Raw genomic sequence first — 19,941 nt, forward strand, 5'->3', positions numbered from 1 at the left:
CGCCCCTCGTCCACAGGCGCGGGGCGAGGATCGGGTCAGTGCCCTCGGTGCCCGCGACCGCGCACCGCGCCGAGGACCGCTGCGGCGACCTCGTCGGCCCGGGTCTCGAGCAGCCAGTGCCCGGCCTGCAGCTCGACGAACCGGTAGTCGCCGGACACGTGCGCCTCGGTCCGTTCCGCCGCCGCGCGGCCCAGGAAGGGGTCGCGGGCACCCCAGAGGTATGCCGTGGGCACGCCGACCGCCCCGACCCGGCGCCCGCCCCGGGCGGCCGCGGCGCGGTACCAGTTCACCGGCCCGCGCAGGCTGGCCGCGTCGGGCAGGCGGGCGGCATACCGTTTGCCGTCGGCCGCCGGCAGACCGGTGCGGGCCAGGCCGCCGCGGCGCAGCATCCGCGCCAGGGCGAGCTCGGGGAGCCGGGGCACCTGGAAGCCCGCGATGTACCAGCTGCGGCGGGCCTGGTCGCCGTGCCGCACCGCCCAGGCGAGGGCGGCCGGGTGGGAGGTGGAGAGCACCGTGAGCGTCGAGACCCGCTCCGGGTGCCACGCCGCGAGCGCCCAGGCGACCGCCCCGCCCCAGTCGTGGCCGACGACGTGCGCCCGCGCCAGGTCCTGGTCGTCCAGCCACGCGAGCACGTCCCCCACGAGGGCCTCCAGCCGGTAGGCCGAGACCTGCGTCGGCGCCGCCCCCGGGAGGTAGCCGCGCTGGTGCGGCGCGAGGGTGCGCAGCCCCTCCTGGTGCAGCAGGCCGGCGACGCCGTCCCAGGCGCTCGCGTCCTGCGGGAAGCCGTGGAGCAGCACCACCGGCTCCCCCGCGGGGTCGCCACCGAGCACCGCCTCGAACCGCAGACCGTCGTGGGTGAGGTGCGCGACCCGGCCGCCGTTGCTGTCCATGCCCACCATCATGGCGGGTGGACGGGCCCGTCTGCGTTAGACTGGACCAGCACCCCGCACCGTCTCACCTCGGGGTGCCCGATCTCGCGGCCACCGGCCGCCACGGACGCGCAGGCGACCTGCGCGCCGGGTGGGACACCGTATCCGTCCCGAAAGATCCCCGTGACCTCTTCCTTCGCCGACCTCGGCGTGCCCTCCTCCCTGTCCGACGTCCTGGCGGCGCGCGGCATCACCGTGCCCACCCCCATCCAGGCGGCCACGCTGCCCGACTCCCTCGCCGGACGCGACGTCCTCGGCCGGGGCCGCACCGGCTCCGGCAAGACGTATGCCTTCCTGCTCCCCGTGGTGGCGCGGCTGCTCGCCGACCCCTCCGCCGCACGCCGGCGCGGGCGCCTGCCGCGCGCGCTGATCCTCGCGCCGACGCGCGAGCTCGCCGGGCAGATCGCCTCCTCGCTGGAGCCGCTCGCCGCGCAGGCCGGCCTGACGCACGTGACGATCTTCGGCGGTGTCGGCCAGAACCCGCAGGTGCGCGCCCTGCAGGCCGGCGTCGACGTCGTCGTCGCCTGCCCGGGACGCCTCGAGGACCTCATCGGCCAGGGCCATGCCGACCTGTCCGGCATCGAGGTCACCGTCCTCGACGAGGCCGACCACATGGCCGACCTCGGCTTCCTGCCGGTGGTCAAGCGGCTGCTCGACCGCACGCCGCGACGCGGTCAGCGGATGCTCTTCTCCGCGACCCTCGACTCCGGGGTGGACGTCATCGCCCGGCGCTACCTCCAGGACCCGGTGACGCACCACGCCGACTCCGCGCAGTCCCCGGTGGAGGCGATGGAGCACCACGTGCTGCACATCGACGCCGGGCAGCGGCTGGCCGTCCTCACCGACCTGGGCTCGGCCCCGGGCCGCACCGTCGTCTTCACCCGCACCAAGCACGGCGCCAAGAAGCTGGCCAAGCAGCTCAACGGCGCCGGTGTGCCGACCGTCGAGCTGCACGGCAACCTGGCCCAGAACGCCCGGACGCGCAACCTCGACGCCTTCCACTCCGGGCGGGCCTCCACGCTCGTGGCCACCGACATCGCCGCCCGCGGCATCCACGTCGACGACGTCTCGCTCGTGGTGCACGCCGACCCGCCGGTCGAGCACAAGGCATACCTGCACCGCTCGGGACGCACCGCGCGCGCCGGGGCGGGCGGCACCGTCGTCACCCTCATGACCGACGAGCAGGTGCGCGACGTCCGCTCGCTGACCAAGGCGGCCGGGATCAAGCCCACCACCACCCGCGCCGACGCGGCCCACCCCATCCTCAGCGAGCTCGCGCCGGGCGAGCGGGTCCTCGTCCCCGGCGGCCTGACCGTCGAGGCTCCCGACCAGGGCGGCGGGCGCCAGGGTCAGGGCCGGGCCAAGGGCACCGCCGGTGGTGGCGGCCAGCAGCGCCGTGGCGGCGGCCAGCAGCGTCAGGGCGGCGGGTCCAAGCGTGGCGGCGGCCAGCAGCGCGGCGGCGGCAGCCAGCGTCAGGGCGGCGGCCAGCGCGGCGGCGGTCAGCAGGGCCGGAACGGCGGCGGCCAGCGCGGCGCCGGTCAGGGCCAAGGGCGGCGTCGCCAGGGTGCGGGCCGGCAGCAGACCTCGGGCGGCTCGATCGTCGCCTTCTCGACCTCCAGCGGGGGCGGGCGGCGCCGCTGACGACACCTGCGGGCGGGTGCTGCGCTCGCGTACTGTCTCCGCCATGGCGACAGCCCCCATCACCGTCGGTCCCGCACCCGCGATCGACACCGCGTTCGTCACGGCGTGCGACCTGTTCGAGCGGACCCTCGCCGCGGCGCCGCGGTCGCGCTGGGCAGATCCCACCCCGTGCGCCGCGTGGACCGTGCGTGACCTCGTGGGCCACGTGGTCCAGACGCTGGTCAAGATCCCGGCGCTCGTACGCGACGAGCCCTTCACGCGTGAGGACGAGCCGGTCACCGGTGACCTGGTGTCGGCGCTCGCGGCGGTCGCCGGACCGGCGCGCGAGGCGATGAGCGAGGTCGACCCCACCCGCACGGCGGACACCCCCTGGGGCAGGGGCACGCTCGCGCAGGCGCTGGCCTTCCCCGTCTCGGACCTGGCCGTGCACTCCTGGGACCTCGCGCACGCGACCGGTCAACGGCTGCAGCTCCCGGGGGAGCTCCTGGCACACGTGGTCGCCATGTGCGACGGGGTGCCCGAGGAGGTGCTGCGCGGAGCAGCCGGTTTCGCCGCCCCGGTGCCGGTGCCCGCAGACGCCGACGACACCACGACCCTCATCGCCTGGCTGGGCCGCGACCCGGGCAGCTGAGGGCGACACCCGGCGACGACCTCGGGCGGACGGCGCCGCTGACGGCGCCGCCCGCCCGCTGCCGCCGCTACTGCTGGCGCTCCTCGGCGACCATCACCGAGCTCGCCGCCCAGCGCTCGTAGTGGTCGAGCACGTCGTGGCAGACGTCCTCGGCGTCGTAGCCCATGAGGTCGTAGCCGCCGACGATCGGCTGCGCCACCTGCAGGCGGGTGGTGCGGTCGTGGGCGTCCAGCGAGCGCGTCCCGAAGGCCGGCGCCGGGGAGCGGCGGATCTGCACGGGGTAGCTGAACCCGACCTGGTCGCCCGAGCCGGGCACCTGCAGGGTCGCGGTCTGGACCACGCGGGCGTCCGGGGCGACGTCGCTGAGGACCACCTCGGCCTCGACGCCCTGCTCGGCCAGCGCCTCGCGCACCGACTCCAGCGCGGGCACGACGACGGTGCTCATCCGCTCCTGGGCCTGCTGCACCGAGACCGTGCCGAAGGTCCGGGCGAGGCGCAGCCGCCACGGGACCCCGGACTCCTCGCGTCCGATGAGCGAGGTGGTCAGCGAGCTCTGCAACGCGCCCTCGCGGGTGCGCTCGGACTCCAGCGCGCGGTGCAGCCCGATCATCACGGCGACGATGACGAAGGCGAAGGGCAGGCCCATGATGATCGTCGCGCTCTGCAGCGCGGGTATGCCGCCGACGAGCAGCATCGCGATGGTCAGCACACCGGTGGCGACCGACCACAGGATCCGCAGCCACGGCCGGGCGTCGTCCTCCCCGCTGGGCAGCTCGGAGGAGAGGTTGGCCATGACCAGCGCCCCGGAGTCGGCGGAGGTGACGTAGAAGAGCAGCCCGACGAAGGTCGCCAGCGCCACCACCGCGAGCCCGAGCGGGTACTCCTGCAGCAGGGTGAAGAACCCCAGCTCCGGGGTGTTGACCGCGGCCTCGCCGAAGGCCGCGTCGCCGCTGCGGATCTGCTCCACCGCGCTGTTGCCGAAGATGGACACCCACATGACGATGTAGCTGAACGGGATCGTCATGGTCCCGAGCACGAACTGCCCGATGGTCCGGCCCTTGGAGATCCGGGCCAGGAACATCCCGACGAACGACGCCCAGGCGATCCACCAGGCCCAGAAGAAGAGGGTCCACGCACTCATCCAGTCGGCCGGGTGGTCGAAGGCCATCGTGTCCATGGTCATCCCGGGGAACATCGAGACGAAGTCGCCGACGTTCATCATCATCCCGCGGAGCAGGAAGGCCGTCTCGCCGGTGACGAGCACCCAGCCGGCCAGGCCGATCGCCAGCAGCACGTTGAGCTGGCTGAGCAGCCGGATGCCCTTGTCGACGCCCGTCGTGGCCGAGATCGTGGCCACGAGGATGGCGAGGACGACCAGCCCGATCTGCGCGGGTATGCCCTGGTCGACGCCGAAGAGCACGTCGAGGCCCACGTTGAGCATGACCACGCCGATCCCGAGCGAGGTCGCGACACCGAAGATCGTGCCGATGACCGTGGCGATGTCGACCGCGTCGCCGATCGGGCCCTTCACCCGCTTGCCGATGAGCGGGTAGAGGGTGGAGCGGACGGCGAGCGGCAGGCCCAGGCGGTGCGCGTAGTAGCCCAGGGCGATGCCCATGAGGGCATACATGCCCCAGCCGGTGATGCCGTAGTGGAACAGCGTCCAGACCGTCGCCTCGCGGGCCGCCTCCAGGGTGCCGCCCTCCCCCTGCGGGGGGTAGAGGTACTGCGAGGCGGGCTCGGCGACGGCGTAGAACATCACGTCGGTGCCGATGCCCGCGGCGAAGAGCATCGAGGCCCAGGCGAAGGTCGAGAACTCCGGCCGGTCGTCCTCCTGGCCCAGCCGCACCCGGGAGTGCCGGACGCCGAGGTAGAGGACGAAGATGAGGATCACGGTGGCCAGGGCGATGTAGAACCAGCCGAACCACTGCGAGGTCCAGCCGACCACGACGCCCAGCACCGTGGAGGACTGCTCGGGGGCGATGAGCGCCCAGAGCGCCACCGCCACGACGACCGCACCGGCGACCGCGAGCACGGTCCACTTGGTGCGCGGCTGCGCCGGCGGCGCGAGCGCCTCCGGTGCGGTGTCAGACATCGTGCTCATGAGGTCTCCTTCTCGTGCGGGGCCATGGCGCGCGCCGCGCTCGGCACCTCCGCACGGGTGTCCCACGCCTCGTTGCGGGGATCGCCCGGCGGGTACAGGGGCATACCCTCGCCGGCGCGGAAGACCGGCGGGTGCTCCGGTGCCAGCGGGGTGTTGCCGGCGATGAGGTCGGCCGCCTTCTCGGCGACCATCATCACGGGGGCGTAGATGTTGCCGTTGGTGATCGTGGGGAAGACCGAGGCGTCCACGACGCGCAGACCCTCGGTCCCGTGCACCCGCATCGACCCGGGGTCGACGACCGCCATGTCGTCCACACCCATCTTCGCCGAGCAGGACGGGTGCAGCGCCGTCTCCGCGTCCTGCGCGACCCAGTCGATGATCTCCTGGTCGCTGTCGACAGACGGCCCGGGCGAGATCTCGCCGCCGTCGAAGGCGGCGAAGGCGGGCTGGGACAGGATGTGCCGGGCGGCCCGGATCACCTCGACCCACTCGCGCCGGTCGTTCTCGGTGGACAGGTAGTTGAAGAGGATCGAAGGGTGGTGGAAGGGGTCGGCGTCGGTGATCCGCACCCGTCCGCGCACGTCGGAGTTCATCGGCCCGATGTGCACCTGGAAGCCGTGCTTGCCCTCGGGCGCCGTCCCGTCGTAGCGGACCGCGATCGGCAGGAAGTGGAACATGAGATTGGGGTAGGCCACCTCGTCGTTGGTGCGGATGAAGCCGCCGGCCTCGAAGTGGTTGCTCGCACCCACGCCGCTGTCGAAGAAGAGCCACTGCGCCCCGATCCACGGGGCCTTCCACTTCTTGAGCCAGGGCGCGATGGACACCGGCTGCAGGCTGGTGTGCTGCAGGTAGACCTCGAGGTGGTCCTGCAGGTTCTCCCCGACGCCGGGCAGCTCGACCCGCGGCTCGACACCGGCCGCGCGCAGCACCTCGGGGTCGCCGACCCCGGAGAGCTGCAGCAGCTGCGGGGAGTTGAAGGCACCGCCGCAGAGGATCACCTCACCGGCCTCGACCGACTGGTGCCGGCGTCCCGGGCGCACGACGTCGACGCCGGTGACCCGGTTGCCCGACCACCGCAGCCCGGTGGCCATGGCGAGGGTGGCGACGTCGAGGTTCTTGCGGTCCCGGACCGGTCGCAGGTATGCCCGGGACGCGGACAGGCGGCTGCCCCGGTAGACGTTGCGGTCGAAGGGCGCGAAGCCCTCCTGGCGGTAGCCGTTGACGTCGTCGGTCCGGGAGTAGCCCGCCTGGCCGGTGGCCTCGAAGAACGCCTGGAAGAGCGGGCTGGAGGCCGGGCCGCGCTCCATCTTCAGCGGGCCGGAGCCGCCGCGCCAGGCGTCCGCACCGGCGACACAGGTCTCCATCCGCTTGAAGTAGGGCAGGCAGTGGGCGTAGTCCCAGTCCTGCATCCCCTCGAAGCTCGCCCACTTGTCGTAGTCGCCGGCGTTGCCGCGCTGGAAGATCATGCCGTTGATCGAGGAGGACCCGCCGAGGACCTTGCCGCGGGCGTGCGGCACCTTGCGCCCGCCCATGTGCGGCTCGGGGTCGGTCTCGTAGGCCCAGTCGTAGAGCGGGTTGCCGGAGGGGAACATCAGCGCGGCCGGCATGTGGATGAGCGGGTCCACGAGGAAGTCGGCGCGGCCGGCCTCGAGGACGAGCACGGTGGTGCTCTCGTCGGCCGACAGCCGGTTGGCCAGGGCCGACCCGGCCGAGCCGCCTCCGACGATCACGTAGTCGTAGCGCGCCCTCATGCCTGCTCCTCGGTGTCGGTGCTCTCCTGCTCGTGCCGGTCGAACCAGTCGGCCACGGCCGGTCGGGTGTTGTGCCAGATGTGCTTGGTCTCGAGGTACTCGTGCAGCCCGGCCACGCCGAGCTCGCGCCCGATGCCCGACTGCTTCATCCCGCCCCACTCGGCCTGCGGCACGTAGGGGTGGTAGTCATTGATCCAGATCGTGCCGTGCCGCAGCCGGCCGGCGACCCGCTCGGCCCGGCCGGCGTCCTGCGTCCACACCGCGCCGGCGAGGCCGTAGATGGTGTCGTTGGCGAGCGCGACGGCGGCGTCCTCGGCCGCGTCCCGGTCGGTCCCCGAGAAGGTCTCCACCGTGAGCACCGGCCCGAAGGACTCCTCCTGGACGCAGGACATGTCGCTGGTGCAGCCGTCGAGGATCGTCGGCGGGTAGAAGCAGCCGTCCTCCAGCGCACCGCCGGGGATCTCGCCGCCGCAGCGCACCACGGCGCCCTCGGCGCGCGCCGCCTCGACGTAGGCGGCGACCTTGTCGCGGTGCGCGTCGCTGATGAGCGGCCCGGTCTCGGCGTCCTCGTCGAAGGGTCCTCCCATCCGGATCCGCTCGGCCCGCCGCACCAGCTCGTCGACGACCTCGTCGTGGACGCTCTCCTCGACGATGAGCCGGGCACCCGCGGAGCAGACCTGGCCGGAGTCGAGGAAGATCGCGGTGAGCGCGTTGTCGATGGCGGCGGGGAGGTCGGCGTCGGCGAAGACCACGTTGGGGTTCTTGCCGCCGAGCTCGAGGGCGACCCGCTTCACCGTGGGCGCCGCGGCCGCCATGATCGTGCGGCCGGTCACGACACCCCCGGTGAAGGACACCAGGTCGACGTCGGGGTGCTCGGTCAGGGTCGGGCCGACGTCGGCGCCGGTGCCCGTGAGGAGGTTGCCGACCCCGGCGGGCAGGCCCGCGCGCTCCAGCGCGCCGAGCAGCCAGATCGACGTCTGCGGGGTGAGCTCGCTGGGCTTGAGCACGAAGGTGTTGCCGGCCGCGACCGCGGGTGCCACCTTCCACGAGGTCTGCAGCAGCGGGAAGTTCCACGGCGTGATGAGCGAGCACACGCCGACCGGCTCGTGGACCACCCGGGAGGAGACGCCGGGCATACCCGTGTCCACCACCCGGCCGGCCTCGGACTGCACGAGGTCAGCGAAGTGCCGGAACACGCCGATGATGTCCTGCATGTCGATCCTGCTCTCCGCCAGCCGCTTGCCGGTGTCGAGCGACTCCAGCCGCGCCACGTCCTCCAGCTCGGCCTCGAGCAGGTCGGCGACCCCGCGCACGACCGCGGCCCGCTCCGGGGTCGGGGTCTGCGGCCAGCCGCCGGTGTCGTAGGCGGCACGGGCCGCCGCGATCGCGGCCTCGGCGTCCGAGGCGTCCGCCTCGTCGACCGTCGCGACCACCTGCCGGTCGGCCGGGCAGATGATCTCCCGGGTCCGGCCCGAGGCGGTGCTCCGCCACCGTCCGTCGATGTAGAGCGTGGGCATCGCCTCTCCTTACGTCGTGGACCGTCGGCCTACCTTAGAGCCGGTGGCGCGCCTCGTGGCACGGGTATGCGGTGAGGATCCGTGCGGCTGCACCGATCCTCCTCGGGTGGGGGGCAGGTATGCGGGTGGTCACGCCGGGAGCCGGCCGCACTCATACCCGGAAGGTGTTCCTCTGCGGGGATGCATCACCGCAGAGGAACACCTTCTGCGCAGGAGTCGCGAGGGGTGACTCAGACGTTGCGGCGGTACTGGCCCCCGACCTCGAAGAAGGCCTCGGTGATCTGGCCGAGCGAGCACACGCGGGCGGCGTCCATGAGGACGGCGAAGACGTTGTCGCCGGCCATCGCGGCCTCCTTGAGCCGGGCCAGCGCCTCCTGCGCCTCCTCGCGGTGCTCCTCCTGGTATGCCTGCACCCGGTCCAGCTGCGACTGCTTCTCGTGCTCGGTGGCCCGGGCCAGCTCGACCTCGACCTCCTCGCGCTCGGACTCCGGCCGGCGGAAGGTGTTGACGCCGATGATCGGCAGCGTGCCGTCGTGCTTGCGGTGCTCGTAGAGCAGCGACTCGTCCTGGATCTTGCCGCGCTGGTAGCCGGTCTCCATGGCGCCCAGCACCCCGCCGCGCTCGCTGATCCGGTCGAACTCGGCGAGCACCGCCTCCTCGACGAGGTCGGTGAGCGCCTCGATGATGAACGACCCCTGGTTGGGGTTCTCGTTCATCGCCAGGCCCCACTCCTTGTTGATGATGAGCTGGATCGCCAGCGCCCGGCGCACCGACTCCCCGCTCGGGGTGGTCACCGCCTCGTCGTAGGCGTTGGTGTGCAGCGAGTTGGCGTTGTCGTAGATCGCGATGAGCGCCTGGAGCGTGGTGCGGATGTCGTTGAAGTCCATCTCCTGCGCGTGCAGCGAGCGCCCCGACGTCTGGACGTGGTACTTCAGCTTCTGGCTGCGCTCGTTGGCGCCGTAGCGCTCCCGCATGGCGACCGCCCAGATCCGCCGGGCCACCCGCCCGATGACGGAGTACTCCGCGTCCATCCCGTTGGAGAAGAAGAAGGACAGGTTCGGCGCGAAGGCGTTGATGTCCATCCCGCGGGCGAGGTAGGACTCGACGTAGGTGAAGCCGTTGGCGAGGGTGAAGGCGAGCTGGCTGATGGGGTTCGCCCCGGCCTCGGCGATGTGGTAGCCCGAGATGGACACCGAGTAGAAGTTGCGCACGCCCTGCTCGATGAACCACTCCTGGACGTCGCCCATCATCCGCAGCGAGAACTCGGTGGTGAACAGGCAGGTGTTCTGCCCCTGGTCCTCCTTGAGGATGTCCGCCTGCACCGTCCCGCGGACGTTCTGCAGGGCATACTCCCGCAGCTCCTGCGCCTCGGCGCCGGAGGGCTCGCGCCCCTCCTTCTCCCGGAAGGCGTCGACCTGCTGGTCGATCGCGGTGTTGAGGAAGAAGGCGAGCACGGTCGGCGCCGGGCCGTTGATGGTCATCGAGACCGAGGTCGTCGGGTCCACGAGGTTGAAGCCGTCGTAGAGCGCCTTCATGTCGTCCAGCGTCGCGATCGAGACCCCGGAGGTCCCGACCTTGCCGTAGATGTCCGGGCGCTGCTCCGGGTCGTGGCCGTAGAGCGTCACCGAGTCGAAGGCGGTCGACAGCCGGGTCGCGGGCTGGCCCTCGGAGAGCAGCTTGAAGCGCCGGTTGGTCCGGAACGGGTCGCCCTCGCCCGCGAACATCCGCGCCGGGTCCTCGTTGTCGCGCTTGAAGGCGAAGACACCGGCCGTGTAGGGGAAGAAGCCGGGCAGGTTCTCCCGGCGCCAGAAGCGCACGAGCGCCCCGGCCTCGTCGTAGGTCGGCAGGGCGACGCGGGGTATGCGGTTTCCGGAGAGCGACTCCTTGGTCAGCTGCGTGTGGATCTCGCGGTCCCGGACCGTGACCACCTGCTCCTCGCCGGAGTATGCCTCGACCCGCGCGGGCCAGCCCTCGATCATCTCCTCGACCTCGACCGGCAGCTCCCGGCGCGCCTCGGCCAGGAGGTCGTCGACGCCGTGGTCGGTCCTCCCGGCGGCCGCCAGCTCGTCGTCGACGGCGGCGAGGCGCTCGACGCGGCGGGCGGCGAGGGCATACCGCTCGGTGTCGTCGTGGTAGCCGCGCAGGGTGTCGGCGATCTCGGCGAGGTAGCGCACCCGCTTCGGCGGGACGACCTGCCGGATCATCGAGCTGTGCCGCACGTCGACCGGCGGCAGCGTGCCCTCGCCGACCTCGAGCCCGTCGTCGGCGAGCTGGTCGCGCAGCGCCTGGTAGAGCGCGGTGACCCCGTCGTCGTTGAAGGTCGCCGCCGAGGTGCCGAAGACCGGCATGTCCTCGGGGCGCTGGCCGAAGGCCTCCCGGTTGCGCACCAGCTGGCGGCCGACGTCGCGCAGCGCGTCCATGGCGCCGCGCCGCTCGAACTTGTTGATGGCCACGACGTCGGCGAAGTCGAGCATGTCGATCTTCTCGAGCTGGCTGGCGGCACCGAACTCCGGCGTCATGACGTAGAGCGAGGTGTCGACGTAGGGCACGATGCCGGCGTCTCCCTGGCCGATGCCCGGCGTCTCCACGACGACGAGGTCGAAGCCGGCCGCCTTGAGGATGTCGATCGCCGCCGGGAGCGCCTCGGGCACCTCGGACTCCCCGCGGGTGGCCATGGACCGGAACATGGCCTGGTCCCCTCCGATGGCGCCCATCCGGATCCGGTCGCCGAGCAGCGCGCCGCCGCCCTTGCGCCGGGTCGGGTCGATGGCGATGATCCCGATCCGCAGCCGGTCGCCCTGGTCGATCCGGAAGCGGCGGACCAGCTCGTCGGTGAGCGAGCTCTTGCCCGACCCGCCGGTGCCGGTGATCCCGAGCACCGGCGTGGCGCTCTCCTGCGCCGCCGCGGCATACCGCTCGCGGTCGGCGGCCGGGAGCGAGCCCAGCTCGGCACCCGTGATCGCGCGGGCGACCGCGGTCCGCTCCCCCGCCAGCACGGCCTCGACGTCGGCGGCGCCGACCTCCCACAGATCGGCGTCGGCCTCGGTGATGACCTGGTTGATCATGCCCGGCAGGCCGAGCCGCTGCCCGTCCTCCGGGGAGAAGATCGTCACGCCGGCCTCGCGCAGCCGGGCGATCTCCTCGGCGACGATGACGCCACCACCCCCGCCGACGACCGTGACGTGGCCCGCGCCGGCCTGCCGCAGCTGGTCGACGAGGTACTCGAAGTACTCCACGTGGCCGCCCTGGTAGGAGGAGACGGCGACGGCGCTGGCGTCCTCGTCGAGGACCGCCTCGACGACCTCGGCGACCGAGCGGTTGTGCCCGAGGTGGATCACCTCGGCGCCCTGGCTCTGCATGATCCGCCGCATGATGTTGATCGACGCGTCATGCCCGTCGAAGAGGCTCGCGGCCGTGACGATCCGGACCGGGTTCTCGGGGGTGCGCAGCGCGGGCCTGCCGCCCCCGGCCTCGGTCGCCGTCGCTGCGCTCTGGTCGTTCTTCACCGGTGCTCTCCTCCTCGAGTGCGGGCCTGCCCCTCGATGGTAGTCGACCGCGGCACCGTGCTTGACGCGCCCGTCAACATACGCCTCCCGACCTGCCGGTCTCAGGCCTCATCTCGGAGCGGAGGAGATCGTTACCGTTACGTAACCGTGAATGCTTGATGCCGGGCAGGTAGGGGTGCTGCGATAGAGGACCGTGCCCACGTCCCCACGATCAGGGATGCGGGAAAGTTCTTCAGAAAGGACGCGCGACGATGCGCAGAAGCACTACTCGCCGGCTGGCGATGGCAGCGACCCTCGGCCTGGCGGGGGTCACGTTGGCCGCCTGCGGCGGCGGCGAGGGTTCCGGCGGCGACGACGTCGACGAGGCCCTGTCGTCGGTCGACGTCGCCTGCGAGCCCTACCAGGAGTACGGCGACCTCGAGGGGACGAGCGTGAGCGTCTACACCTCGATCGTCTCCCCCGAGGACCAGTCCCACATCGACGCCTTCATCCCCTTTGAGGACTGCACCGGCGTGACGGTGGAGTACGAGGGCTCCCGCCAGTTCGAGACCCAGCTCCCCGTGCGGCTCGAGTCCGGCAACGCCCCCGACATGGCCTACATCCCCCAGCCCGGTCTCGTCGAGCGCCTCGTCACCGACTTCCCGGACTCGGTCTTCCCGGTCGGTGAGCAGGCCGAGGCCAACGTCGACGAGTACTACAACGAGTCCTGGAAGGGCTACGGCACGGTCGACGGCACCTACTATGCCGCTCCGCTCGGCGCCAACGCCAAGTCCTTCGTGTGGTACTCCCCGGGAGCCTTCGAGGAGAACGGCTACCAGATCCCCGAGACCTGGGACGACCTCATGGCGCTCTCGGAGCAGATCGCCTCGGACCACCCGGACGCCAAGCCCTGGTGCGCTGGCATCGAGTCCGGCAACGCCACCGGCTGGCCGGCCACAGACTGGTTGGAAGACATGATGCTGCGGACCGCCGGGCCGGAGGCCTACGACCAGTGGGTCGAGCACGAGATCCCCTTCAACGACGACCAGGTCGTCGAGGCGCTGGACCAGGCCGGCCAGGTGCTCAAGGACGAGAAGATGGTCAACGGAGGTCTCGGTGGCGTGGAGTCGATCGCCACCGTGCCCTTCGGCGAGGCCGGGCTGCCCATTCTCGACGGGTCGTGCTTCCTGCACCGGCAGGCGTCCTTCTACCAGGCCAACTGGCCGGAGGGTACCAACGTCGCCGAAGACGGCGACGTCTTCGCGTTCTACCTGCCGGGCGACGACCCCGACGAGCAGCCGCTGCTGGGTGGTGGCGAGTTCACGCTGATGTTCGCCGACCGTCCTGAGGTCCAGGCCCTGCAGGCCTACCTCGCGAGCCCCGAGTGGTCCAACGCCAAGGCGAAGGTCTCCGCCCCCGGATGGGTCTCGGCCAACTCCGGCCTCGACCCGGCCAACCTGAAGTCCCCCATCGACCAGCTGGCCTACGAGCTGCTGACCGACGAGGCGACGGAGTTCCGGTTCGACGGCTCCGACCTCATGCCGGCCGCGGTCGGCACCGGGTCCTTCTGGACCGGCATGACCAACTGGATCACCGGCGAGGACACCCAGTCGGTGCTCGACTCCATCGAGAACAGCTGGGACTGACCCGCTGACGGCGCGGGGCGGGCGGTGTCTCACCGCCCGCCCCAACGCCGTCCGCGGCCTCTCGGCCCGCCGGAAAGGACTCATCCATGGAGTTTTTGCTCAACACCGGGACACCGGTGGAGAAGTTCCTCGTCATGGGGATCGCAATCCTGCTGTTCGTCGCAGTGATGGCACTCGTGCTCTTCCTCGCCGACCGCCCTCGGATGCCGCTGTGGATCACGGTGCTGGCGTTCCTGGGCCCGGCCGCCCTGCTGGTCGTCTTCGGGCTGGTCTACCCCGCCATCGTGACGATCATGAACTCGTTCCGCAGCGACAACGGCCAGGACTGGGTCGGTGTCCAGAACTACGCCGACGTCTTCGGCAACTCGGCGCTGCGGATCGTGCTGCTCAACACCTTCCTGTGGGTGATCCTGGTGCCGCTGCTGTCGGCGGCGATCGGGCTGGTGTATGCCGTGCTCGTGGACCGGACCCGCTTCGAGAAGCTCGCCAAGACCCTGGTCTTCCTCCCGATGGCGATCTCGATGGTCGGGGCGAGCATCATCTGGAAGTTCGTCTACGACTTCAAGCCCACCGACCGGCCCCAGACGGGCCTGGCCAATCAGCTGCTGGTCTGGCTCGGCTTCGACAGCCAGCAGTTCCTGCTCACCTGGCCCTGGAACACCTTCTTCCTCATCGCGGTGATGATCTGGATCCAGTCGGGCTTCGCGATGACGATCCTGTCGGCCTCGATCAAGGCGATCCCGGACGACATCATCGAGGCCGCCAAGCTCGACGGCGTCAGCAACTGGCAGATGTTCCGCTCGGTGACCGTCCCGTCCATCCGTCCGGCCGTCGTCGTCGTCATCACCACGATCGCGATGGCGACCCTCAAGGTCTTCGACATCGTCTTCACGATGACCGGCGGCAACTTCGACACCTCGATCGTGGCCAACGAGTTCTACACCCGGAGCTTCGTGCGCGGTGAGGGTGGCATCGGTGCCAGCCTCGCGGTGCTGCTCTTCGTCATGGTCGTCCCGGTCGTGGTCTACAACGTGCGCCAGATGAAGCTGGCGGAGGAGCAGCGATGAGCATCAGCACCGACACCGCCGACGAGGCCGGGACCACCCCGGCCAAGAGCACCGCACCGCGCAAGCTCACCAAGGCCGAGCAGCGTGCGGTCGACGCGAAGACCAAGCTGTCCTCGCCGTGGGCCAGCGTCATCGCGATCGTCATCGCCGTGCTGTGGAGCATCCCGACGCTCGGGCTGTTCGTCACCTCCTTCCGCCCGGAGATCGACATCCGCACCTCGGGATGGTGGACCTTCTTCAGCAACCCGCAGGTGACCTGGGCCAACTACGACGCGGTGCTCTACGGAGGCTCGACGAACTTCATCGATGTCTTCATCAACACCATCGTCATCACGTTGCCCGCCGTCATCATCCCGATCACGCTGGCACTGCTGGCGGCCTACGCCTTCGCGTGGCTGGAGTTCCGGGGCCGCAACGTCCTGTTCGTCGCGGTCTTCGCGCTGCAAATCGTCCCGATCCAGATCACGATGATCCCGCTGCTGACGCAGTACAACAACTGGGGCATCGTCGGGTCGTTCTGGCCGATCTGGCTCTCGCACACGATCTTCGCGCTGCCGCTGGCGATCTTCCTCCTGCACAACTTCATGATGGACATCCCCCGGTCCCTCGTGGAGGCGGCACGCGTCGACGGGGCGGGGCACGTGAAGATCTTCTTCCAGGTGCTGCTGCCCCTGCTCGTGCCGGCGATCGCGGCATTCGGGATCTTCCAGTTCCTCTGGGTCTGGAACGACCTGCTCGTCGGCCTGGTCTTCGGATCGGCGCAGGAGGTGGCGCCGCTGACGGTCCGCCTGGCGGACCTCACCGGCACGCGCGGGACCGCCTGGCACCTGCTGTCGGCCGGTGCCTTCGTCGCCATGGTCGTCCCGGTGACCGTCTTCCTGCTGCTGCAGCGCTACTTCGTCCGTGGTCTGCTGGCCGGCGGCGTGAAGGGCTGAGCGGCCATCACGGTCATCGCCCCCGGGAGGCCCTCCCGGGGGCGATGTTCGTGCTGCCGCGCGGGGCGAGTCCCCGGAACATAGGCTGACCTGCGTGAAAAGCCTTCTCCTCGTCGCGGCTGCGACCCTCGGCGGTCTGCTCCTCGCGCTCGCCGCGTCCGACGGCGGCCAGCGCCTCGGCGGTGGCCTGCCGCTGATGCTCCTGCTGGTGCTCATCGCCTACGTCGTCAACTGGGTCGTCTACGTCCCCTCCTACCGGGCGCAGACCGAGCGCTTCTTCGACCTCACCGGCTCCCTCACCTTCCAGCTGGTGGCCGTGCTCGCCCTCGTCCTCGTCGACGACCGCGACGCGCGCAGCTGGGTGCTCGCGGCGATGGTCCTGGTCTGGGCGCTGCGCCTCGGGATCTTCCTCTTCCGCCGGGTCTCCAAGGCCGGCAAGGACGGCCGCTTCGACGAGCTCAAGAAGGACTGGCGCCGGTTCCTCGTGGTCTGGACGACGCAGGGGCTGTGGGTGACGTTCACCGCGGGCGCCGCCCTGGCCGCGATCACCTCCGGGGACCGGGAGCCGCTGGGCGTCCTCGGGTATGCCGGGATCCTGGTCTGGTTGGCCGGCATCGGCTTCGAGTCGGTCGCCGACGCGCAGAAGTCGGCCTTCAAGGCCGACCCGGCGAACGAGGGCGAGTTCATCCGCACCGGGCTGTGGTCGATCTCGCGGCACCCCAACTACGTCGGCGAGATCCTGCTGTGGACCGGGGTCGCCCTGGTCGCGGTCGCCCCGCTGTCCGGCTGGCAGCACGTCACCCTCGTCTCCCCCGTGCTCATCTACCTGCTGCTGCGCTTCGGCAGCGGCGTCCCGGCGCTCGAGCGGCGCGCCGACGAGCGGTGGGGCGACCGCGAGGACTACCAGGCCTACAAGGCGAGCACCCCGGTCCTCTTCCCGTTCGGGGCACGCTGACGCGACCGGCGCGTCTGGGTAGGTTGCTCCCATGAGCACCAGCGCACCAGGACTCGACCAGGCCCTTGACCGTATGCAGCAGGCCGGCGTCAGCCGGCCGGCGCAGGACACCTTCGCCCGCCACTACGAGAACCTCGCGGCCGGGGCGACCGGGCTCATCGCCGAGGCGGACGTGGAGCCGGCCCTGCCCGCCGCCCATCTCGAGGAGGTGCAGGTCAGCGAGGACGAGGCGCGCAAGGCCCTCGCCGCGACCGCCGTCATCACCCTCAACGGCGGGCTCGGCACCTCGATGGGGCTGGCCGGCCCCAAGTCGCTGCTCCCGGTCCGCGACGACCTGACCTTCCTCGACATCACGGTGCGTCAGGTGCTCGCGCTGCGGGAGCGCTACGACGTCCGCCTGCCGCTGACCTTCATGGACAGCTTCTCCACCCAGGAGGCGACGCTCGAGGTCCTGGGGCGCTACCCCGACCTGGAGGTGGCGGGCATACCGCTGGACTTCCTGCAGAGCCAGGAGCCCAAGCTGCGGGCCGACGACCTCACCCCCGTCACGTGGGAGGCCGACCCGCGGCTGGAGTGGTGCCCGCCCGGCCACGGCGACCTCTACCCCTCGCTGCTGGCGAGCGGGATGCTCGACCGGCTGGTGGAGGAGGGCTTCCGCTACGCCTTCGTCTCCAACGTCGACAACCTGGGGGCCGCCGCCGACGGGCGGGTCGCCGCATGGTTCGCGGCCAGCGGCGCCGGCTTCGCCGCCGAGGTCTGCCGCCGGACCGAGATGGACAAGAAGGGCGGCCACCTCGTCCGGCGCCGCGCGGACGGCCGGCTGGTGCTGCGCGACACCGCGCAGACCGCCGAGGAGGAGATGGTCCACTTCATGGACGGCGACAAGCACCCCTACGTCAACACCAACAACCTCTGGTTCGACCTGGAGCGGCTGCGCGCGATGCTCGCCGAGCGGGACGGGGTCATGGAGCTGCCCCTCATCCGCAACGCCAAGACCGTCGACCCCACCGACAAGGGCTCCACCCCGGTCGTCCAGATCGAGTCGGCGATGGGCAGCGCCGTCGAGCTCTTCGACGACGCCGCCTCGATCGCCGTGACCCGCGACCGCTTCGTGCCGGTCAAGACCACCAACGAGCTCGCCCTGCTCCGCTCGGACGTGTATGCCGTCGACGACACCTCCTTCCGGCTGCGCCGCACCGTGGACCCGGCGCCCGTGGTCGACCTGGACAAGGCGCACTACGGGATGATCGGCGACTTCGACGAGCGCTTCCCGGCCGGCGTGCCCTCGCTGGTGGAGGCGACCCGGCTGGAGGTCGAGGGCGACTGGCACTTCGGCCGCGACGTCCGCGTCGTCGGCTCCGCGGTCCTGGGGCCGGAGGGCGGCACCGTCGAGGACGGGTCGACGCTGGGCAGCGCGTGAGGGCGGTGGTCGACGACCTCGGCGGCGAGGTCCTCCTGCCCGAGGGAGCGGTCTCCCGGGTGGTCTCGCTCGTCCCCTCGCTCACCGAGGCGCTGGCGGCGACCCGCCGCGAGGCCCTGGTCGGGGCCACCGAGTGGTGCACCCACCCGCCGGACCTGCAGGTCCCGCGGGTGCGCGGGACGAAGAACCCGGACCGGGCCGCGGTCGGCGCGCTCGAGCCGGAGCTGGTGGTGTGCGTCCAGGAGGAGAACCGCGAGCTGGACGTGCGGCGGCTGCGGGACGCGGGCATACCGGTCTGGGTCGGGGTCGTGGAGTCGGTCGAGGACGCCCTGCGGGTCCTGCGCACGCTGCTCCTCGACGTGCTCGCCTGGGAGGAGCCCGCGTGGCTCACGGAGGTCGGGCGGCGCTGGGCGGCGACGTCCGAGGCGCCGACCCGGGCGCGGGTCGCGGTCCCGATCTGGCGCGACCCGTGGATGGTCGTCGGCGCCCGGACCTACACGACCGACCTGCTGCGCCGCGCGGGCCTGGACAACGTCTACGCCGGGGACGAGGGGCGCTACCCCAAGGTCGAGGTGGACGAGCTGGACCGCGCGGGCGCCGACGTCGTGCTGCTGCCGGACGAGCCCTACGTCTTCACCGCGCAGGACGGCCCGGAGGCCTTCACGCGCAGCGCCACCCGGCTCGTCAGCGGGCGGCTGCTCACGTGGTACGGCCCCGCGATGGTCGAGGCCGCGGACCTGCTCGCCTCGGTCCGGGCGGACCAACGCGAGGAGGGCACGGACACCTCGTCAGGCGGTGCCGCCCTCGACGAGATGGGTCGGGAGCACGGCTGAGTCCACCTGCCGGCCGGCGAGGAGGTCCCTCAGGAGACGCGTCGCCTCCGTGGCGAGCAGCTCGCTGGGGTTGGCGACCGTCGTGAGGCGCGGCGTGGTCAGCTCGGCTGCCGGTGAGTCGTCGTAGCCGACCACTGCCACGTCCTCCGGCACCCGGTGGCCGCGCGACTGCAGCTCGCCCACCGCGGCGACGGCCATGAGGTCCGAGGCGACGAAGACCCCGTCGAGGTCGGGGTGGGCCGCGAGCAGCCGGCGCATCGCGAGGCGGCCGCTCTCGGAGGAGAAGTCGCCGTGCTCCACGGCGTCGGCGGGCAGCCCGGCGGCCAGCATCGTCTCCCGCCACCCCTCCAGCCGGTCCCGGCTCGCGGCCATGTCCGGCGGCCCGGCGACGGTGCCGATCCGGGTGCACCCGCGGTCCAGCAGCCGCTGCGCGGCGACCCGTCCGCCGCTCACGTTGTCGAGGTCGACGTAGGGCAGCCCCTGCGCCGGCACCGGCGGTCTCCCGATGATCACGGTGGGCAGGCCGATGTCGCTCAGCACCCCCGTGATCTGGTCGTCGAGGTGGGCGCTGAGCACGATCGCCCCGTCGGTGTGCCCGCCCCGCAGCCAGCGCTCGAGCCGCTCGGTGTCCCGGCCCGCCCGGCCGAGCACGAGCACCATCTGCAGCGGCGAGTCGTCCAGACCGGCGCCGATCCCCCGCAGCATGCCCATGATGACCGGGTCGGCGAAGACCCGCTGCTCGGTCTCGGGCACGACGACCGCCACCGAGTCGGGCTCGCGCACGACGAGGGAGCGGGCGGCCCGGTTGGGGCGGTAGCCGAGCTCGGCCACGGCCGTGACGACGGCGTCCCGGGCCTGCGGCCGCACCCGCGGGTCGGCGTTGACCACCCGCGAGGCGGTGGCGCGCGAGACCCCGGCGCGGGCCGCGACGTCCTCCAGCGTCGGGGGCCGCGACCTGCCGTTCGTCGGCTCGGCGAGCTCGTCCCGGACCAGCCGGTCCTGGTCGGTGGGCGCACCCATGGACGCT

14 protein-coding genes are annotated in these 19,941 nt (G+C 71.7%); 8 read left to right on the forward strand and 6 right to left on the reverse strand.

Features of this window, described 5'->3' with window-relative positions:
- Nucleotides 1–35: 35 nt before the first annotated feature.
- Nucleotides 36–890, reverse strand: a complete 855-nt coding sequence (locus tag SGUI_RS03910) for an alpha/beta fold hydrolase (RefSeq protein ID WP_237141446.1) — start codon at nucleotides 888–890, stop codon at nucleotides 36–38.
- 162 nt (nucleotides 891–1,052) lie between these two features.
- Between SGUI_RS03910 and SGUI_RS03915 the strand changes: the two genes are divergently transcribed.
- Nucleotides 1,053–2,570 (forward strand): DEAD/DEAH box helicase, encoded by a 1,518-nt coding sequence (locus SGUI_RS03915; RefSeq protein ID WP_066636563.1) that lies wholly within the window; start codon nucleotides 1,053–1,055, stop codon nucleotides 2,568–2,570.
- Between the two features lie 43 nt (nucleotides 2,571–2,613).
- Entirely contained in the window at nucleotides 2,614–3,201 is a 588-nt protein-coding gene (locus SGUI_RS03920; RefSeq protein ID WP_083190479.1) for a TIGR03086 family metal-binding protein, read from the forward strand.
- Nucleotides 3,202–3,268: 67 nt separating this feature from the next.
- On the opposite strand, the gene betT is transcribed toward SGUI_RS03920, so the two are convergent.
- The 4 genes from betT to icmF form a co-directional block, all read right to left on the reverse strand.
- Complete coding sequence (gene betT, locus SGUI_RS03925) at nucleotides 3,269–5,305, reverse strand: choline BCCT transporter BetT (protein WP_066636567.1); 2,037 nt, start codon at nucleotides 5,303–5,305, stop codon at nucleotides 3,269–3,271.
- Complete coding sequence (gene betA / locus SGUI_RS03930; protein ID WP_066636572.1) at nucleotides 5,302–7,056, reverse strand: choline dehydrogenase; 1,755 nt, start codon at nucleotides 7,054–7,056, stop codon at nucleotides 5,302–5,304. The genes betT and betA overlap by 4 nt, the downstream gene beginning before the upstream one ends.
- Nucleotides 7,053–8,573 (reverse strand): aldehyde dehydrogenase family protein, encoded by a 1,521-nt coding sequence (locus SGUI_RS03935; protein WP_066636575.1) that lies wholly within the window; start codon nucleotides 8,571–8,573, stop codon nucleotides 7,053–7,055. The genes betA and SGUI_RS03935 overlap by 4 nt, the downstream gene beginning before the upstream one ends.
- A 230-nt stretch (nucleotides 8,574–8,803) precedes the next feature.
- Entirely contained in the window at nucleotides 8,804–12,079 is a 3,276-nt protein-coding gene (gene icmF, locus SGUI_RS03940; protein ID WP_418314009.1) for a fused isobutyryl-CoA mutase/GTPase IcmF, read from the reverse strand.
- 281 nt (nucleotides 12,080–12,360) lie between these two features.
- Here icmF and SGUI_RS03945 point away from each other — a divergent pair, with 281 nt between their 5' ends.
- The 6 genes from SGUI_RS03945 (at nucleotide 12,361) to SGUI_RS03970 (ending at nucleotide 18,914) form a co-directional block, all read left to right on the forward strand.
- Entirely contained in the window at nucleotides 12,361–13,704 is a 1,344-nt protein-coding gene (locus SGUI_RS03945; protein ID WP_237141447.1) for an ABC transporter substrate-binding protein, read from the forward strand.
- Nucleotides 13,705–13,790: 86 nt separating this feature from the next.
- Nucleotides 13,791–14,771 (forward strand): carbohydrate ABC transporter permease, encoded by a 981-nt coding sequence (locus SGUI_RS03950; RefSeq protein ID WP_066636584.1) that lies wholly within the window; start codon nucleotides 13,791–13,793, stop codon nucleotides 14,769–14,771.
- A complete protein-coding gene (locus SGUI_RS03955; RefSeq protein WP_066636585.1) occupies nucleotides 14,768–15,706 on the forward strand; it encodes a carbohydrate ABC transporter permease in 939 nt (312 codons plus the stop codon). Before SGUI_RS03950 ends, SGUI_RS03955 begins: the two co-directional genes overlap by 4 nt.
- A 94-nt stretch (nucleotides 15,707–15,800) precedes the next feature.
- Nucleotides 15,801–16,661: a DUF1295 domain-containing protein gene (locus SGUI_RS03960; protein ID WP_066636586.1), complete on the forward strand. Its 861-nt coding sequence runs from the start codon at nucleotides 15,801–15,803 to the stop codon at nucleotides 16,659–16,661.
- Nucleotides 16,662–16,692: 31 nt separating this feature from the next.
- Nucleotides 16,693–18,081: a UTP--glucose-1-phosphate uridylyltransferase gene (locus tag SGUI_RS03965; RefSeq protein ID WP_066636588.1), complete on the forward strand. Its 1,389-nt coding sequence runs from the start codon at nucleotides 16,693–16,695 to the stop codon at nucleotides 18,079–18,081.
- Nucleotides 18,078–18,914 carry a helical backbone metal receptor gene (locus SGUI_RS03970; protein WP_066636590.1) on the forward strand — a complete coding sequence of 279 codons (837 nt, stop codon included), beginning with the start codon at nucleotides 18,078–18,080 and terminating at the stop codon, nucleotides 18,912–18,914. The genes SGUI_RS03965 and SGUI_RS03970 overlap by 4 nt, the downstream gene beginning before the upstream one ends.
- Here SGUI_RS03970 and SGUI_RS03975 read toward each other — a convergent pair.
- Nucleotides 18,870–19,934: a LacI family DNA-binding transcriptional regulator gene (locus SGUI_RS03975; protein ID WP_083190481.1), complete on the reverse strand. Its 1,065-nt coding sequence runs from the start codon at nucleotides 19,932–19,934 to the stop codon at nucleotides 18,870–18,872. The genes SGUI_RS03970 and SGUI_RS03975 overlap by 45 nt on opposite strands.
- Between the last annotated feature and the right edge of the window lie 7 nt (nucleotides 19,935–19,941).

It is taken from the genome of Serinicoccus hydrothermalis (assembly GCF_001685415.1).
GTDB lineage: Bacteria > Actinomycetota > Actinomycetes > Actinomycetales > Dermatophilaceae > Ornithinicoccus > Ornithinicoccus hydrothermalis.

Coding starts and splice junctions, on each gene's coding strand:
- SGUI_RS03975 (WP_083190481.1), bottom strand. CDS start 19,934: ATGGGTGCGCCCACCGACCAGGACCGGCTGGTCCGGGACGAGCTCGCC.
- betT (WP_066636567.1), bottom strand. CDS start 5,305: ATGAGCACGATGTCTGACACCGCACCGGAGGCGCTCGCGCCGCCGGCG.
- SGUI_RS03955 (WP_066636585.1), top strand. CDS start 14,768: ATGAGCATCAGCACCGACACCGCCGACGAGGCCGGGACCACCCCGGCC.
- SGUI_RS03910 (WP_237141446.1), bottom strand. CDS start 890: ATGGACAGCAACGGCGGCCGGGTCGCGCACCTCACCCACGACGGTCTG.
- SGUI_RS03945 (WP_237141447.1), top strand. CDS start 12,361: ATGGCAGCGACCCTCGGCCTGGCGGGGGTCACGTTGGCCGCCTGCGGC.
- betA (WP_066636572.1), bottom strand. CDS start 7,056: ATGAGGGCGCGCTACGACTACGTGATCGTCGGAGGCGGCTCGGCCGGG.
- SGUI_RS03920 (WP_083190479.1), top strand. CDS start 2,614: ATGGCGACAGCCCCCATCACCGTCGGTCCCGCACCCGCGATCGACACC.
- SGUI_RS03950 (WP_066636584.1), top strand. CDS start 13,791: ATGGAGTTTTTGCTCAACACCGGGACACCGGTGGAGAAGTTCCTCGTC.
- SGUI_RS03965 (WP_066636588.1), top strand. CDS start 16,693: ATGAGCACCAGCGCACCAGGACTCGACCAGGCCCTTGACCGTATGCAG.
- SGUI_RS03935 (WP_066636575.1), bottom strand. CDS start 8,573: ATGCCCACGCTCTACATCGACGGACGGTGGCGGAGCACCGCCTCGGGC.